We start from the raw sequence: 15,237 nt of genomic DNA, 5'->3' as shown, positions 1-15,237 counted from the left end.
GAAAGCTCCTAACCTTCCAAGCAATCTTGCAGTGCGTTGGTACAAAAAGTTTGAACGGCGCAGCAAGAGTTTCAGGTACCTATGCCCTTGTGCTGCAATCGCTTTTTAAACCAGTTCTCTATAATGAAGCTATTGAGCTGGCGCTCGTCTCCAGCACTCACAGTGTGTTAAGTGTATGGATGACTTGCTGCAAGAATTTAACGATCTCTTTGATCAGGGGATTGATGGGTTACTAGACATCGTGAGAGTGATTGAAGGCAGAGCAGAGCCAGAAGCATTCTCAACGGATGTTAAACGTACCCCTCGGAATACGGCTGACGATCGCCCAGAGCCTACTGCTGTTGGTAGCCCTGCTAGACCTGCCCGTGTCGATCGCCCAACGGCAGCAACGGCAAATGAGGTCATGAATGCGCCAGGCGCTACTGATAAGCCGTCACTAAAAGGCGTTGGCGGTCTCACAGAGGTTTTGAGCGAACTGCGGGAACTGGTAGAGTTGCCGCTTAAACGCCCCGATTTGCTTACAATGCTAGGGCTGGAGCCAACCTCTGGAGTGCTGCTGGTAGGACCACCAGGCACTGGCAAAACCTTGACGGCTCGTGCCCTCGCTCAAGATTTGGGGGTTAACTACATTGCGATCGTTGGTCCCGAGGTGATGGGTAAATACTATGGGGAAGCTGAGGGTCGCTTGCGGAGCCTTTTTCAAAAAGCGTCGCGGTCGGCACCCTGTATCGTGTTTATTGACGAGATTGATAGCCTTGCGCCCGATCGCGCCCGGGTAGAAGGCGAGGTCGAAAAGCGGGTTGTGGCTCAATTGCTGAGCTTGATGGATGGCTTTGCTCAAACAAAAGGGGTCATCGTGCTAGCCGCAACGAATCGCCCTGACCATCTCGATCCAGCGCTGCGCCGACCCGGACGGTTCGATCGCGAAGTGCAGTTTCGTGTGCCTGATCGAGCGGGACGGTTAGAAATTCTTCAAATTCTGACCAAAACGATGCCGCTCAGTGGTGTTGATCTGGGTGCGATCGCCGATCACGCTGTTGGCATGGTGGGTGCTGACCTCAAAGCGCTTTGCCAGAAAGCCGCTTATACTGCTTTGCGTCGGTTTGTGCCGTCTCCAAACAGTCCCATGCCAACGAAGATGACTGTGACTCAGGCAGACTTTCTTCAGGCGACTAAACAAGTCAAACCTGCGGTGCTGCGATCGGTAGAGCTTGAGACTCCTAACGTTTCCTGGGATGAGATTGGTGGGCTTGATGCTCTCAAGCAAACCCTGCAAGAGTCAGTTGAGGGTGCCTTGCTTTACCCTGAGCTTTACCAGCATACGAAAGCCAAAGCCCCGCGTGGCATTCTGCTTTGGGGACCTCCCGGCACTGGCAAAACGTTACTTGCCAAAGCCGTTGCGTCTCAAGCCCGTGCTAATTTTATTGCTGTCAACGGTCCCGAATTGCTGAGCAAATGGGTCGGTGCTTCAGAGCAGGCAGTGCGAGAATTGTTCGCCAAGGCACGACAAGCAGCACCTTGCGTTGTCTTCATTGATGAGCTTGATACGCTGGCTCCAGCGCGTGGTGGTCATGGCGATACAGGCGTTAGCGATCGCGTCGTGGGTCAATTGCTCACGGAACTCGATGGTCTGCACGAATGCCCTCATGTGCTCTTGGTAGGAGCCACAAATCGTCCAGAAGCACTTGATCCTGCTCTGTTACGGTCGGGACGCTTAGATTTGCAATTGAAGGTTGATCTTCCTGATGAAGCCAGCCGCCTGTCAATTCTACAAGTGCACAATCACGATCGCCCGTTAGCAGCCGTTGATTTAGCCTTTTGGGCAACTGAGACAGACGGTTGGAACGGTGCTGACCTGACTCTGCTTAGCAATCAGGCTGCTTTAGAAGCCATCCGTCGCTATCGACGAGAAGGTCTAAGCAACCCTGGAGAGCTTCAGATCGTGACTGATGATTTCATGGCTGCTTACCAACGCCTGCTTGAGCAACGACACGCCTAAGCGATTGTATTGGGGACAAGCGCATTGGTAGGAAGAGCCGCAATAGGATGGCAGATGCCGCATGACACTGCTCATTCATTCCATTGGGATGGCATCATGATCGGGCAAGCTCTGCTCTACATTCCGTACCGTGGAGCAGGCGTATCCTACCAAACCAACCAGGATCAGCCCTAGCGAGGTCATGATATATAAAAGTGCAAGTCCTGCACCCTGCTCTGTGCCAACAATGCCACCAAAAAGGGGTGAAAGACTGCTGCCCCTACTCATAGCAGGTTCAAACACGTAATCGGCTAGCGGACCAGCGATGAGCATGGCGATCGCTGAAACAATCTGTATCAAGAGCGATCGAGTTGCCAGCACCCGTCCTTGCACCTCTGGGTTCACCTTCGTTAACCAAATCGCTTTTTCCGAACTGGTCAGCAGTGGAAAGTTGAGCGAAGAACAGAACTGAGCTGGTAGCCAAACCGATGCCACCTGCCCTAAACCAAACACCACTTTGCTCAAGCCTGCCCCTGCCATACCTAAAAGTACCCCCCAAATGTGACGTTTCGGACTGCCCCAAGCACTTAAAAGTAGCGCTCCAGTGACACCGCCCAACCCAGCAGCAGACGCGATAGAACCCAGAGTGCTGGCATTATTGTCAGAGCGTGCCAGGATCATCGGTGCATAGATGGCACCGCCCAAATCATGAAGGAACCAAAACAAAGCCATCAGCCCAACCATTGTCAGTAACCCAGGACGCGCCAAGATGTAGCGAGATCCAAACACGAGTTGCTGCCAAATGGTCGTTGCTGTCTGATGCTCTTTCTCATTCAGGGTTGGTTGAGGAATCCGTATAGGTAATAGTGTTGCTAACGCAATGGCAAACGCGACTAAATCGAGAAGGGCAATGCCTGCTAACTGAACTGTCGCGTAAAGCGCACCCGCTAAAGCAGGAGCTAGAATGATTGCTCCATAGTGAATGGCAGCATCAAGACTACTCGCACGCGCATACTGCTGCTTGGGAACTAATAGGGTAATCGATGCCGAGTAAGCGAGGGTTTGAAGTTCCACAAACACACCTTCGATCGCTCCTAGCACGTAGAGATGCCAGATTTGCAGGTGATGAGTGAGAAACAGGCAGAGAATCGTGAATGTTGATAGAGCGGCGATCGCATCCCCCAGAATCATCAACCCCTTGCGATTACAGCGGTCTACAATCACGCCTGCAAAGGGAGTGACAAAGATGCTAGGGAGTCCAGAGAAAAACCCCACTAATGTCAGGGCAGTTGCCTGTCCTGTGAGTTCCCATGCCCAAAGCTGGAGGGCAAAGCTGGTCATGCGGCTACCGAAGGTAGAAACCAGTTGACCGAACCAGATGATCAGGAATGTCCGCATTAGGATTGGGTAGCTAAACTTTGGTTTCTATTGTGGGTGCAAGTAGAAGACTACGAATTTGCTTCAGGATCAATTCAGCAGAAATCGGACCTTCAATGCGGCTCCAAAGCTGATAATCTACAAAGTAAACCCGTTGAGTTTGACTGGCAGGAAGCGATCGTAGAATGGCATTATTCCACCAGGCTTTAGAAACGCTTTCCACGCTACTGTTGCCACTTGCCATCACAATGATGGTGTCAGTTTGCAATTGAGGAAGAGTTTCCAAAGAAATGTTGATTTCACTTTGCTGCATAGGCAAAGGTTCAGGAACCACAAGCTGAAACCCAAGCTCCTTCAGCAGTCCACCTGCATAAGTATCGTCTGTAAAAATCTGAATTTGATTCATTGCAGAAACTGATAGCAAAAGAATCTTGGCTCGCTGGGTAAGCGGTTTGAGGTCAGTTCTCGTAATCGCCATTCGCTGCTGATGTTGCGCGATAGTGGCTTGAGCAAGTGCCTCTCGATTCATCGCCTTACCCAACTTCAAAAGGCTATTTTGCCAGCGCTCTTGATCAGATGTTGCTAAAGGTAAGGTCGGCGCAATTTGAGTCAGATTTGCATAGAGCGATGGTTGAATGCGCCCCAGGATTAAATCGGGTTTTAGCTTCAGAATGGTTTCAAGAGAAGGGAACTGCCAAGTGCCGACATGAATGGGAGGACGAGTGAGGCGATCGCCCAGATACTTAATCTGTATGGTTGGCTTTCCTGAAGTGGGAGAACCTACTAAGGCACGTCTGTCTTCTGCATACCCAATCGGTTGAATTCCTAAAGCAAGCAACAGATCCAGCGCGTGGGGATCAAGAGCAACAACGTCCAGCAGTTGCCCACACACTTTGGTAGTGCCCGATCGATGCTGGATGCCTTGACATACTGTATTTGAATCAGCAGGCGAATGAATGACTCGCTTGTGTTTCCCTGGAGCAATACAGCCTGAGATTGAAAAGACCGCTAGTGTTGTCAGCAGGAGTAAGCGGGTAGAACCCTTTGCTTGAAGCTCACCTCGTTTGATCGCTTGGGCTGTTGGTTCCGCCATTATGGTTTCTCCAGCACTAAATGCTGAGAGAGATCATCCAAAATGAGATTTGCCCCAATCATTCCCGCTCCAGCAATCCAGATGGAACTGTCGACCTCGTAGACTTTGTTTGCCTGCACAGGCTTCAACTGCGACCACAGGGGATGTTGCTTGAACTGTGCCAAGTTCGATTCTTTGTGACCACCTAGTAACAGAAAGATGACATCCCCATCCATTTTGGGAATTAGCTCCAAGGACAGCCGCTCCCAGAGTTTGTCTTTGTTTTGGACAGGTGGACGCGCTAACCCAACTTCCTGCAAAATCACTCCACTAAAAGACCGTTTCATGTAAATGCGAACATTGTTTTGCCAAAAATTGACGACTGATACCTGGGTGTTTGAGGAGCGATCGCCCATCGCTTGCTGCAACTTCTGCACCCGTTGTTCGTAGTTCTGCAACAACTTTTCTGCTTCTGATGTTTTACCTAGTGCCTCAGCCGTCTTTTTCAGCCATGACTTCCATGAACGGTAATCGTTGGTGTCAACAAAGACCGTTGGCGCAATGCGATTGAGCTTGTCGTAAATGTCTTTGCCATCCCAGGTTGTGCCAATAATGAGGTCGGGTTTTAGTAGTAGAATTTTCTCTAAATTCGGCTGACTATCGGTTCCAACCTTTTCAATGCCTTGAGTGCGATCGGTCAGATAATCAATAAACCCACGATCGAGCGTCACTGTTCCTATAGGCTTGACTCCCAAAGCCAGGACATTATCCAGTTCATTCAGAACAACCACCCGTTTGGGATTGAGGGGAACGCAGGTTTTTCCCATCCCATGTTCAATTGTTCGGCAAGCAGTTGTTGATGCGGCTGTGCTGAGAGTACGAATGTTCGCCTTGGATGCGGTTGGATTGCAAGCTGACAGCAACAGGGCAAAGGGAAGGAGTAGCGATGCAGCGCACGTCCCTCTCTGGCGTAATGGCAGAATTGTTCGCATCCAGTTTAATCGTTTCATCAAGGTATAGCTGAAGCAGCAAGCTTCGTGAGATATTTGACCGCGTATTGAGGCACGGCGTAGCTTTCTGTATTGCCACAGCTACCGCGCAAATGCAGCTTTTTATTGTCATCTATAACTACATCCGCTTGATAAACCTCTGATGTATGATCAGCACGAACCAGTGTAATTTCAACCCGATTCCAACTTTCGTCTTCATTGTGGTCAATCACTCGACCGACAATCCCGTATTTGAACCAATCCCAGCCGTACTTCAAAAGCAATGCTCGCTCCAACACTTGCGCTGCCCAAGGGAGAATCCCCCAACCCCGGTAAACGTGGTTGAAGCATTGCGTATTTCCACTTCGAGTCAGAATTGCCGTAAATGAGTCTTGATCTAGCCTGCCGTAGTATCTGCCCTCTGGAAAATCGATCGCGGTAGGGGCAAAGCGGTGTCCACCAATATGGCTAGCTTGCCAAACTCGCACGTCTGGATTGAGGGCTAATTGAGCGACCGTTGCGATCGCCTGTCGATAAAACGACTGACCATACTTAGCACAGCATTTATCATGGCTGCCGTGGGTACAAACCAGAATGTCTCTTGTGTCTGTCCCGATCGGCTCATGAGTATGGCACTCGTTAAAATAATCGCTCACAAGCGGGGCTACTTCTTTCAGGCTGGAAACTTGAAATTCCTGCTTGCTGTACCCGAATGAAACTCCGTCTTGCTGACGAAGAATGATCACGCTGGTGCAGGGTTCTTGTCTACGATCGCGGTGGATCAACAACGGTCGAATGGTGCGTTTATCTTGCTTGAGTGCTTGAACCAGAGTTCGCAAGTTATCTGGAATCTGGTTGGAGTGAAAAGCATTGGCTGACCACGGAGGCGGACATTCTACCAGGACATAGAATTGAGCCATCACGGCACAGCCAATCAGGTCTTCACCTGCTGTGTTGGACTCTTCAGCGCAAAAGAAAGGTTCTACCATTGCAACGCGGCTTTAGAACTCCACCGAGAAAGAACCAACCACTGTAAACGGTGCACCTGGATAGACTAGAGAACCCTGGGCTTCGTAGTAGCCAGTGCCAAAGAGATTCTTGAAGTTGATGGCAGCTCGATAGGTGTCGCGGCGATAAAAAATAGTGGCATCGGCTCTGACGAAGGAAGGAAGCGTAATGGTATTGGGTAGCTCGGCTTCGCGATCGCCTACAAAAAAGATGCCACCACCAAAGCCTAGCCCTCTCAGTCCACCGCTCTGAAGTTCGTAGGTTGTCCACAAACTAGCGCTATTTCTGGGCGCATTGACCAATCTGCTGCCAACGGGAAGGTTATTATCTTCGCTGACAAAAGCGTCGTTGTGGGCATAAGAGGCAATAATATTCCAACCTGGTGCGAGTCTACCGACGATATCGAGCTCAATGCCTCGGCTTTTAATTTCCCCTGCTGCGATCGAGAAATCTAGATCATTCGGATCGGTCGTAGCGACATTTGTTTTTGTGATGTTGTACGCTGCTAAGGTCGCAGAAAGTCTGCCATCCAGAAGTTCACCTTTAATGCCAACTTCATACTGGGTGCCTCTTTCCGGCTCTAGCAGGTCACCGCTACTCGTCGATGCAAAAACATTGGGTCTAAAGGAGCGGCTGAAGCTAGCGTACAGAGAGATGGGTTCAATAGGTTGGTAGACAATGCCTACCCGCGGTGAGAACACATTGTAGTTGCGGTTAGTGGTTGTTTCAGCCAACCGATCTTCAATGTCTAGTTCAACAAAATCAAAGCGTCCGCCAAGCAGTAGTTTCAGATTGGGCAGCAACGTAATTTGATCTTGTAAATAAAGCCCCAGGCTATCGTTACGACGATCGCTATCAAAAACAGGGGGTAAATCAGTTGGAATTGCAGAACCGTAAACAGGATTAAAAATATTAATCGACGTGAACTCTGTTCGCCGTAACACACCATCTGAGGTACTCCGGCTTAATTCAAACCCTGCCAGCAATTCATGCTTCACAGAACCCGTATTGAATTTGCTGACCAAATCCGTTTGGAGACCGTAATCCTCAACTTTTTCGTCAGAAGCAGTGTATCGGCGTCGCAATGTTTGACGATCACGTTCTAGCCGAAAGGTGCGTGCCTGAGCATTGGAACGTCCTGCCTCAAAAATTTGAGCCGTAAAGGCAGTGCGTAAGCGCAAATTGGGATTGAATTGATGGTCGATCGTTAGGCTCGGCTTGTTTCCTGTTAACTTATAGCGATCGCTGGGTTCCCCTAAAAAGCGATTAATGGGCAGAGCAAAAAGCTCTGGTTCGGAAGGAAAGCCGCGATCAAAGGTGCGGTCTACATTGACGTATTCATACTCCAGGGTCAAGCTTGTCGCTTCACCAAGTTTGAATGTGAAAACGGGAGCAGCGACAAATACTTCATTGTTAACAAAATCACGAAAACTACCTGCGTTTTCATAAGCAAGGTTTAAGCGATACAGGATTGATTTATCGGGCGTGAGGGGACCTGAAAAATCGATCGACGGACGGTAGAAATTGTAACTACCAATTTGCAACTCTGCTGCGTAGAAGGGATCGCTCAACGGTTTTTTCGTCACATAATTGACCACACCTCCTGGTTCAAATTGCCCATACAGCACCGAAGCCGGACCTTTGAGCACTTCAATCCGCTCAATTGTTGCTGGGTCAGTGAAGGTGAGAAAGCCATCATCTCTGAATCCATTTCGCAGATTGCTAGAAGTGGTTAAACCGCGAATTGTGTAGTTGTCAGTTGAGCCACCGTAGCCTTGCAGTACGGTTACACCACTGACGTTGCGAGTTGCGTCACCAATCCGTGTCACTTGCTGATCTTGAATCACCTGCCGGGGCACAACTTGAATTGACTGGGGAATGTCACGCAACGGGGTATCCGTTTTGGTGGCTGTTGCGGCAGTAGGAGCACGATAGCCGTCGACTGAAGGTTCTCGATCGCCCGTGATAACCAGTTCTTCCTCTTCAGCCTCGTCTGCTTCAGCCTGATCGGTAGAATCAATGGGCGGTGCAGGAGTGGTTGATGGGGTGTCTGCACTAGACTCTGAATCTGTCTCTGACGGTTGTGAGGTTGGCTCCGTTGGAGGGGCTGTTGCAGCAGTTGTGGGGGTGGTAATGTTCAGTACCAGTCCTGGAGTGCTCTGAACGACTTGCGCTGAGGGCAATTCCGCTTTGCCTGTAATCGTCACTCGTACACTATTGGCACCTAACGGAGCGACTGTGACTCCCGCGATCGCCTCCGTTGGGTTGCTTTGACGAAACGTTCTGCCCTCTGGCAATTGTAGTTGCGTGTTAACAATATCCGTAATCAGGGTTTGACGATAGCGAGTGGTAAAAACTTGAAGCGGGGTACTACTCGTGCTCTCCAGGATGAGTTCAACTCCGTTGGCTGTCGGTTGAAGCTGGACCGCCGTAATTTGTGCTACCTCAGCTCGGCAGGGCTGAACGATCGCAACTGATGCAAGACCTGCAAGACCTAAACAAGTAAATGACCGCGCTTTCAACATCTCGCCTCGTACAAAAACTTTAGAAATGGGACAGTAGTTTTGCAGGCTGAATGACCCCTCAGGGTAAACCTGGAGGTATCACAGCAGCAATTTCAAACGCAAAAGATTTCTACTAATTGCTTGAGCGCTTCCGCTAATAGCATCAAGCAAATGACATTCTTATCATTAAGCAGTGAAGTGGTACGCTTGTCAAGGCTATTTTTCTAAAGGCATTGAATCATTTTCTGAGTTCTAGTCTAAACAACTAAGCCCCAAAAACCCGGCTCTCAAGGCTAGACGTTTTACGGCAACCTTTCCTTCATAAGCTATGTGCTCGTACTACATTGGGGATTCGGGCTCAGCTAGTTGAAACTTTCTCGCAACTCTACTTGCAATGCGCTACCTCATCATTTAATCTTATTGAGAAGGAGTCTCAACTTAACTTAGCTTATGTGCAATTTTGCTGTTGAGCTGGGATCTTACGCCCTCATTCACAATGCCTGTCAACTCTCACTAGCCTGCTAAGGATTTGAAGAGCGTGGTCAAAATAGCTTCATTAAGTCAAAAGGCGCGATCGCAGGTTCTGTTAATCTCTGGTTTGGTACTGTGTTTGCTGATTCTCCTCAGCTGTCTGATGGCAAGCATCCTTCTGGGAGCAGCAGAGATTCAGCCTGGTTCCATCTTCTCTGCCTTGACTGCGTTTGATGGTTCTACAGACCATCTAATTATTCGGACGGTGCGATTGCCACGATCGCTGATTGCGTTGATGGTTGGAGCCGCACTGGCAGTTGCCGGCACCATTACTCAAGGACTCACCCGTAATCCCCTTGCCTCACCAGACATTTTAGGAATCAATAGCGGCGCTGCCTTTGCCATGGTGGCAATCCTATCCATATTCGGCAGTGTGGCGTCTATAGTGCATACCAGCTTTGCCTTTGTGGGTGCAGGACTTACTACGGTTGTAGTTTATCTGCTGGGTTCTTTAGGTCAGAGTGGCATGACGCCTCTGAAGCTTGTCGTGGCAGGATCAGCACTGACTTACCTGCTTTCTTCACTTACCACCGGCATTTTGATCTTGAATCAAGAGACACTGGATGAAATTCGCTTTTGGCTAGCAGGCTCAGTAGCAGGACGAGATATTCATTTATTTTTGCAGGTGCTTCCCTATATGGGAGTGGGGCTGATGATGGCATTTGCACTAGGTAAACCCTTAACGGCTCTGGCGCTCGGTGAAGATGTGGCGAAGGGCTTAGGGCTGAGGACGGGATGGATCAAAGCGATCGCCATGCTTGTCGTTGTGTTGCTGGCAGGAAGTGCCGTCGCGATCGCGGGACCAATCTGGTTTATTGGGTTAGTTGTTCCTCATCTGGCGCGATTGTTGATCGGCATGGATTATCGTTGGTTGGTTCCCTATGCGGCTTGTCTGGGCGCTATTCTTTTGTTGCTCGCAGATATTGGTGCTCGGCTAATCATCAAACCACAAGAGTTGCCCGTAGGCATCATGACGAGCCTATTGGGTGCGCCCTTCTTCATCTATTTAGCGCGATCGCGGGTAAAACAATGAGTCATTGGATTGTTGTTCGTCCTCGCCAGATGCCAATTTCCTTTCGCGTTCAGCGACAGGTTCCGCTCGTGCTGTTGTTGCTGACCGTGATCACGTTGGCGATCGTCATTCTGAGCGCAAGCTATGGGGAATATCCCATCTCGCCGCTTGATGTATTGAAAACGCTGCTAGGAATTGAAACGGGCAATCCTGATCATGCGTTCGTCATTTATACATTGCGCTTACCGCGTGCCCTCGTTGCCTTGCTCGCTGGCATTGGGCTTGCCATTCCGGGAGCAATTCTGCAAGGGTTGACCCGTAATCCGCTAGCAGCCCCCGATGTGATTGGTATTAATGCGGGTGCAAGTATGGCTGCCGTTAGTTTAATTGTTTTATTTCCGGCAGCACCCTTGTTTGCAATTCCACTATCAGCGTTTGCAGGAGCGGCGATCGCGGCAACATTGATCTATTTATTGGCATGGGACCGGGGCAGTTCACCGATTCGTTTCATTTTAATTGGCGTAGGAATTGCTGCGGTTGCTAGTGCAATAACTTCAGTTTTGATGGCATTTGGACAAATTAATAATGTCACGCAAGCGTTGATCTGGATGACGGGCAGTGTCTACGGGCGCAGTTGGGAGCATATTTTGCTGCTGCTGCCCTGGCTGGGAATCTTTGTGCCACTGGCATTACTGCTGTCTCGCGAGTTGAATGTGCTGCATCTAGGAGATGATGTGGCGCGAGGGTTGGGAAGTAACGTGGAGTGGCAGCGGTTTTTGTTGTTGCTGACCAGTGTTGCGCTGACGGGGGCTTCAGTGGCAACGGCAGGCACAATCGGGTTTGTCGGGCTGATGGCTCCTCACCTGGCTCGGCAATTAGTAGGAACTGCATCTGAAGGATTGCTACCCACGACTGCCTTACTAGGTGGATTGATAACGGTGCTAGCCGATCTGCTCGGACGATCGTTGTTTTCGCCAACTGAACTGCCCTGTGGTGTACTCACTGCCCTTGTTGGCGCACCCTACTTTCTTTATTTGCTGTACCAAAATCGTCATCAATGAATGCAGAACCCTCCTCTACAATCGTGCAAACATTTTCCACCGGAGTTGCACTGACCACTCGTAAGCTAACGCTAGCGTACGATGGAACCGTTGTTATTTCTGACCTGGATCTGGCAATTCCAGCCGGAAAAATTACCGTTTTAGTCGGTTCCAATGGTTGTGGTAAATCGACACTGCTAAGAAGCTTAGCTCGGCTCCTGAAACCTACCCGTGGCACCGTTTATCTTGATAGTGCTTCTATCTTTAAGCTATCGACTAAAGAGGTGGCGAAACGGCTCGGCATTTTACCCCAAGGACCGATCGCACCAGAAGGATTGACTGTAAGAGATCTGGTTGCACAGGGACGCTATCCCCATCAAAGCTGGCTGCAACAATGGTCAAAGGAAGATGAGTGGTTGGTGGAGCAAGCCCTAGCCATTACTAATATGACCGTGCTAGCAGACCGATCGCTTGATACCCTCTCCGGCGGTCAGCGACAACGGGCTTGGATTGCTATGTCTCTAGCGCAAGATACAGAAATTCTGTTGCTCGATGAACCCACAACTTTTCTGGATCTAGCGCATCAAATTGAAGTCCTAGATTTGCTCTATGAATTAAATCAAACAAAAGGACGCACGATCGTCATGGTATTGCATGATTTGAATCAAGCCTGCCGGTATGCCGAGCATTTAGTGGCGATTGCGCAGGGACAAGTTGTTGCTCAAGGAGCGCCTGACCAAATCATGACAGAAGCCCTAGTGCAGGAGGTATTTGGGCTAGAAAGCCGCATTATTCAAGATCCGGTTGCTGGAACACCCTTATGCATTCCGGTTAGTCGGCACCGTTGAATTGGCAAATTGAAATATCTAACGGGAAACAAGTATGGCTTTAATCTCGGTCACGATCGTGATTCGCTTGATTCATCCAGTGTTACTACAACGTTTTCCCCCTCCAGCAGACGTTAAAAGGATCGCAAGGGTAGATAAAGCTATTACGCCTAAGGCGGCGATCGTTCCCCCTTTCGTTGCTGGAGGGGTATTGAGCCAGATAGAAAGATTGAAGCGGGCTTGGGCACTGAAATCTCCTCAACGCAATTGTCTACGATCGGTTCAAACAGGTTTGATTAAACCTTGACTTCAAAATAGTTCAGTTACAGCTTAAAGACTGCTAGAAACAGAGTTCTTGTAAATTTAAGCTGTTTCTCAAATAACACTTTATTTAAGCTCTCTAAAGAGTAAACAAAGCGGCTGTCTAACCTGGCTACATGGGCTACAAGAGCTTTGATTACAAGTTCACCTCATTGATAAACTGTCGTCTCTTCCTGATGAAAGAGCACTTAGTCATCCACGTTTTCTAAACTAGATTTTAAGAAATCAATTAATGCGATCGCCAACATTCGATCGCATCAATATTTGAGTGCGAATTAGCTCAGTAACCGAAGATGCTACCAGCAACTTGCGAATGTAGCAGCCGCTTAAGGTCGGTGGAAATTTAGACAGAAATTAAAACCAAGGAGTTTTTGATTCATGCTGATTAACTATGCCACCCTCTTTGGGCTCATTGCTGTTGCAATTGTTTTGTTCCCTGGTTTTCTAGTTGTCGATCGCTGGTGGCGCGAACGCATTTACGAGTTATCTGGTAAGGTCATTCTGATAACAGGGGGGTCGCGCGGCTTGGGACTGGTAATGGCACGCCAGTTAGCTGAAACTGGGGCACGGGTAGCCATCTGTGCGCGGGATGAAGCCGAACTAGAACGGGCACGCACCGAACTAGAGCAGCGAGGCGGAGACATTTTCGCCTTGACCTGTGATGTAACAGAGCAAACCCAAGTTGAGCAGCTAGTCCAGCAAACCAGAGACCACTTTGGCGCGATCGACATCCTAATCAACAATGCGGGAACGGACATCGTTGGTCCGCTAGAAAACCTAACTATGCAGGACTACGACGACTTAATGAAGCTACATTTCTGGGCACCGCTCTACACCACCTATGCGGTCTTGCCAGAAATGCAGGCACGCAAGGCTGGACGCATTGTGAACATCTCCTCAGTCGGAGGGAAAATGGCATCGCCACATATGGTCGGCTATTGCGCCAGCAAATTTGCACTGGTTGGGCTATCCGAAGGGATGCGCACTGAACTGGCAAAAGATGGCATTGCCGTCACCACTGTCTGTCCTGGTCTCATCCACACAGGCGTTGTTGATCACGCCATTATGAAAGGTCAGAACCGCAAGGAATATGCCTGGTTCAGCATTGGCGATTCTCTGCCGTTTCTTTCTGCCAGCGCCGAAAAGGTATCTCGTGCCACGATCGCTGGCTTGCGCCGAGGTGCGGCGGAAGTGATTGTGCCCTTTCCAACCTGGCTGTCGGTTAAGTTCTACGGCTTGTTTCCCGAACTAAGTACCAATTTATTCGGTTTATTCAATCAACTCCTACCAAAACCGGGTGGCATGGGAGAAAAGCGAGCCTTTGGCAAGGACAGCCATTCCGCTTTGGCACCCTCCTGGTTGACGTATTTGAGCGATCGCGCTGCTGAACGAAACAATGAACGTCCAGTAACGGAACCAAAAGGGACAACAGATGTAAAGCAGGTTGGCGCAGTTGAGGAGAACTTAACCCAACGCTCAGCTTCCAAAAAACCAGAGAAGCAGCTTGAAGCCGATCGAGTTCAAGGACTTGAACCGGCGATCGTAGAAGATGAACAATCTGCCTTTCCATTCATTAATGTTTCTCAGGCTCCACCTGAAGTTCAAACGTGTTTAAGTGATATTCAAGACACATTAGGGATTCCCTGGAAACCTGCGAACTGGCGAGCTTATGCAATGTATCCCACTGTGATGCAGTTGTTTTGGCAACGACTCAAACCTGCGACACAAGCTGAATCGTTTTTAGAGGACGCGATCGCCATTACTGAACAGGTTTACCGTGACACCTACGACTGGTATCAACCCGGTTATCAAATCGACGTGGATGAAGCGCAACGGCGACACATTCAGCGAGAGCTAGGTGCCTTCAGTTTTGGTAATCCTCAGTTGTTGATTCAACAGATTGCTTTAAGTAAAGTCCTGGCAGGTGAAATTGTTGGTCAGGATGGAAAGACGGAAATTCGACGTGGGCCTCATGCTTATCGCCATCCAGAAATTCAATTTATTGGAGAGCAGTCGGCTCAGGAGGTTTCAACAGAGTTGCAGCGAGTCTATCAAGACCTTAAACAAACCCTGGGGGTTCCGTTCGTCAACTCTGACTACCAGGCACTTGCCCACTGGTCTGACTTTTTTATCGCTGCCTGGGAAGATATCAAACGTTGGCGCGATCGCCCGGAATTTGAACTTCTCAAGCAAGCAATTATCCAAAGAGCTGAAGAAGCTGCTAGTCGTCTTCGCCCTGCGGTTGTCATTGGTGAGCAGGAAGTGCGCGACCTTTTAGAGAATCCTGAAGATTTTGAGCAGATTCAGCAAAAAGTGCAACTGTTCAACGACGTTTTGCCAGAACTAATTATTCAGAATGCCCTATTCCATCAAGGGTTGACAGTCGATCAATCAGCACTCTCTGAACCATCCTGAGGCTGTTACAATGTCTCTCCGTAACTAGCTCTAAGGGGCGTTTTTAATTTCCTCAAAGTAAGACGCTTATCGAGTCATTTCAGCAGTATCTCTACAGCAACGACGGCAATAACTGGGCAAGCCGTATAACCCTTATGCTTGTGATGATTCAGACAGTTGAGGC

At 49.3% G+C, this 15,237-nt stretch carries 11 protein-coding genes; 6 read left to right on the top strand and 5 right to left on the bottom strand.

What is annotated here, in order from left to right:
* Positions 1-175 precede the first annotated feature (175 nt).
* Entirely contained in the window at positions 176-1,999 is a 1,824-nt protein-coding gene (locus tag H6F86_RS06460) for an AAA family ATPase (protein ID WP_190447286.1), read from the top strand.
* Between the two features lie 75 nt (positions 2,000-2,074).
* Here H6F86_RS06460 and H6F86_RS06455 read toward each other — a convergent pair whose 3' ends face one another.
* From H6F86_RS06455 to H6F86_RS06435, 5 genes are read right to left on the bottom strand one after another with little or no spacing between them, the layout of a single operon-like run.
* Positions 2,075-3,376 (bottom strand): MFS transporter, encoded by a 1,302-nt coding sequence (locus tag H6F86_RS06455; protein ID WP_190447285.1) that lies wholly within the window; start codon positions 3,374-3,376, stop codon positions 2,075-2,077.
* A 13-nt stretch (positions 3,377-3,389) separates the two neighbouring features.
* On the bottom strand, positions 3,390-4,448 hold the full coding sequence (locus H6F86_RS06450) for an iron-siderophore ABC transporter substrate-binding protein (protein ID WP_190447284.1): 1,059 nt from the start codon (positions 4,446-4,448) through the stop codon (positions 3,390-3,392).
* On the bottom strand, positions 4,448-5,437 hold the full coding sequence (locus H6F86_RS06445; protein ID WP_190447283.1) for an iron-siderophore ABC transporter substrate-binding protein: 990 nt from the start codon (positions 5,435-5,437) through the stop codon (positions 4,448-4,450). The genes H6F86_RS06450 and H6F86_RS06445 overlap by 1 nt, the downstream gene beginning before the upstream one ends.
* Positions 5,437-6,405 (bottom strand): sucrase ferredoxin, encoded by a 969-nt coding sequence (locus H6F86_RS06440; RefSeq protein ID WP_190447282.1) that lies wholly within the window; start codon positions 6,403-6,405, stop codon positions 5,437-5,439. Before H6F86_RS06440 ends, H6F86_RS06445 begins: the two co-directional genes overlap by 1 nt.
* Before the next feature lie 12 nt (positions 6,406-6,417).
* The gene (locus H6F86_RS06435) at positions 6,418-8,949 is read right to left on the bottom strand and encodes a TonB-dependent siderophore receptor (protein ID WP_190447281.1); all 2,532 of its coding nucleotides are present in this window, start codon (positions 8,947-8,949) and stop codon (positions 6,418-6,420) included.
* 517 nt (positions 8,950-9,466) lie between these two features.
* Between H6F86_RS06435 and H6F86_RS06430 the strand changes: the two genes are divergently transcribed.
* The 5 genes from H6F86_RS06430 (at position 9,467) to H6F86_RS06410 (ending at position 15,074) form a co-directional block, all read left to right on the top strand.
* Positions 9,467-10,492 carry an iron ABC transporter permease gene (locus H6F86_RS06430; protein ID WP_347240097.1) on the top strand — a complete coding sequence of 342 codons (1,026 nt, stop codon included), beginning with the start codon at positions 9,467-9,469 and terminating at the stop codon, positions 10,490-10,492.
* A complete protein-coding gene (locus H6F86_RS06425; RefSeq protein ID WP_190447279.1) occupies positions 10,489-11,532 on the top strand; it encodes an iron ABC transporter permease in 1,044 nt (347 codons plus the stop codon). Before H6F86_RS06430 ends, H6F86_RS06425 begins: the two co-directional genes overlap by 4 nt.
* 23 nt (positions 11,533-11,555) lie before the next feature.
* Positions 11,556-12,359, top strand: coding sequence for an ABC transporter ATP-binding protein (locus tag H6F86_RS06420; protein ID WP_347240096.1), 804 nt, complete (start codon positions 11,556-11,558; stop codon positions 12,357-12,359).
* A gap of 34 nt (positions 12,360-12,393) precedes the next feature.
* Positions 12,394-12,645, top strand: a complete 252-nt coding sequence (locus H6F86_RS06415; RefSeq protein WP_190447277.1) for a hypothetical protein — start codon at positions 12,394-12,396, stop codon at positions 12,643-12,645.
* A 392-nt stretch (positions 12,646-13,037) separates the two neighbouring features.
* Entirely contained in the window at positions 13,038-15,074 is a 2,037-nt protein-coding gene (locus H6F86_RS06410) for an SDR family NAD(P)-dependent oxidoreductase (protein ID WP_190447276.1), read from the top strand.
* Positions 15,075-15,237 lie beyond the last annotated feature (163 nt).

Origin of the sequence: Phormidium sp. FACHB-592 (assembly GCF_014695795.1) — a bacterium.
In the GTDB taxonomy this organism is placed as follows: Bacteria; Cyanobacteriota; Cyanobacteriia; order Leptolyngbyales; family Leptolyngbyaceae; genus Stenomitos.
The sequence above is the reverse complement of the archived record's forward strand: the minus strand, read 5'-3'. Positions and strand labels throughout refer to the sequence as shown.

Excerpts from the sequence above, each read along its gene's own strand:
- H6F86_RS06460 (WP_190447286.1), top strand. The coding sequence starts at position 176 with ATGGATGACTTGCTGCAAGAATTTAACGATCTCTTTGATCAGGGGATT.
- H6F86_RS06455 (WP_190447285.1), bottom strand. The coding sequence starts at position 3,376 with ATGCGGACATTCCTGATCATCTGGTTCGGTCAACTGGTTTCTACCTTC.
- H6F86_RS06450 (WP_190447284.1), bottom strand. The coding sequence starts at position 4,448 with ATGGCGGAACCAACAGCCCAAGCGATCAAACGAGGTGAGCTTCAAGCA.
- H6F86_RS06445 (WP_190447283.1), bottom strand. The coding sequence starts at position 5,437 with ATGAAACGATTAAACTGGATGCGAACAATTCTGCCATTACGCCAGAGA.
- H6F86_RS06440 (WP_190447282.1), bottom strand. The coding sequence starts at position 6,405 with ATGGTAGAACCTTTCTTTTGCGCTGAAGAGTCCAACACAGCAGGTGAA.
- H6F86_RS06435 (WP_190447281.1), bottom strand. The coding sequence starts at position 8,949 with ATGTTGAAAGCGCGGTCATTTACTTGTTTAGGTCTTGCAGGTCTTGCA.
- H6F86_RS06425 (WP_190447279.1), top strand. The coding sequence starts at position 10,489 with ATGAGTCATTGGATTGTTGTTCGTCCTCGCCAGATGCCAATTTCCTTT.
- H6F86_RS06415 (WP_190447277.1), top strand. The coding sequence starts at position 12,394 with ATGGCTTTAATCTCGGTCACGATCGTGATTCGCTTGATTCATCCAGTG.
- H6F86_RS06410 (WP_190447276.1), top strand. The coding sequence starts at position 13,038 with ATGCTGATTAACTATGCCACCCTCTTTGGGCTCATTGCTGTTGCAATT.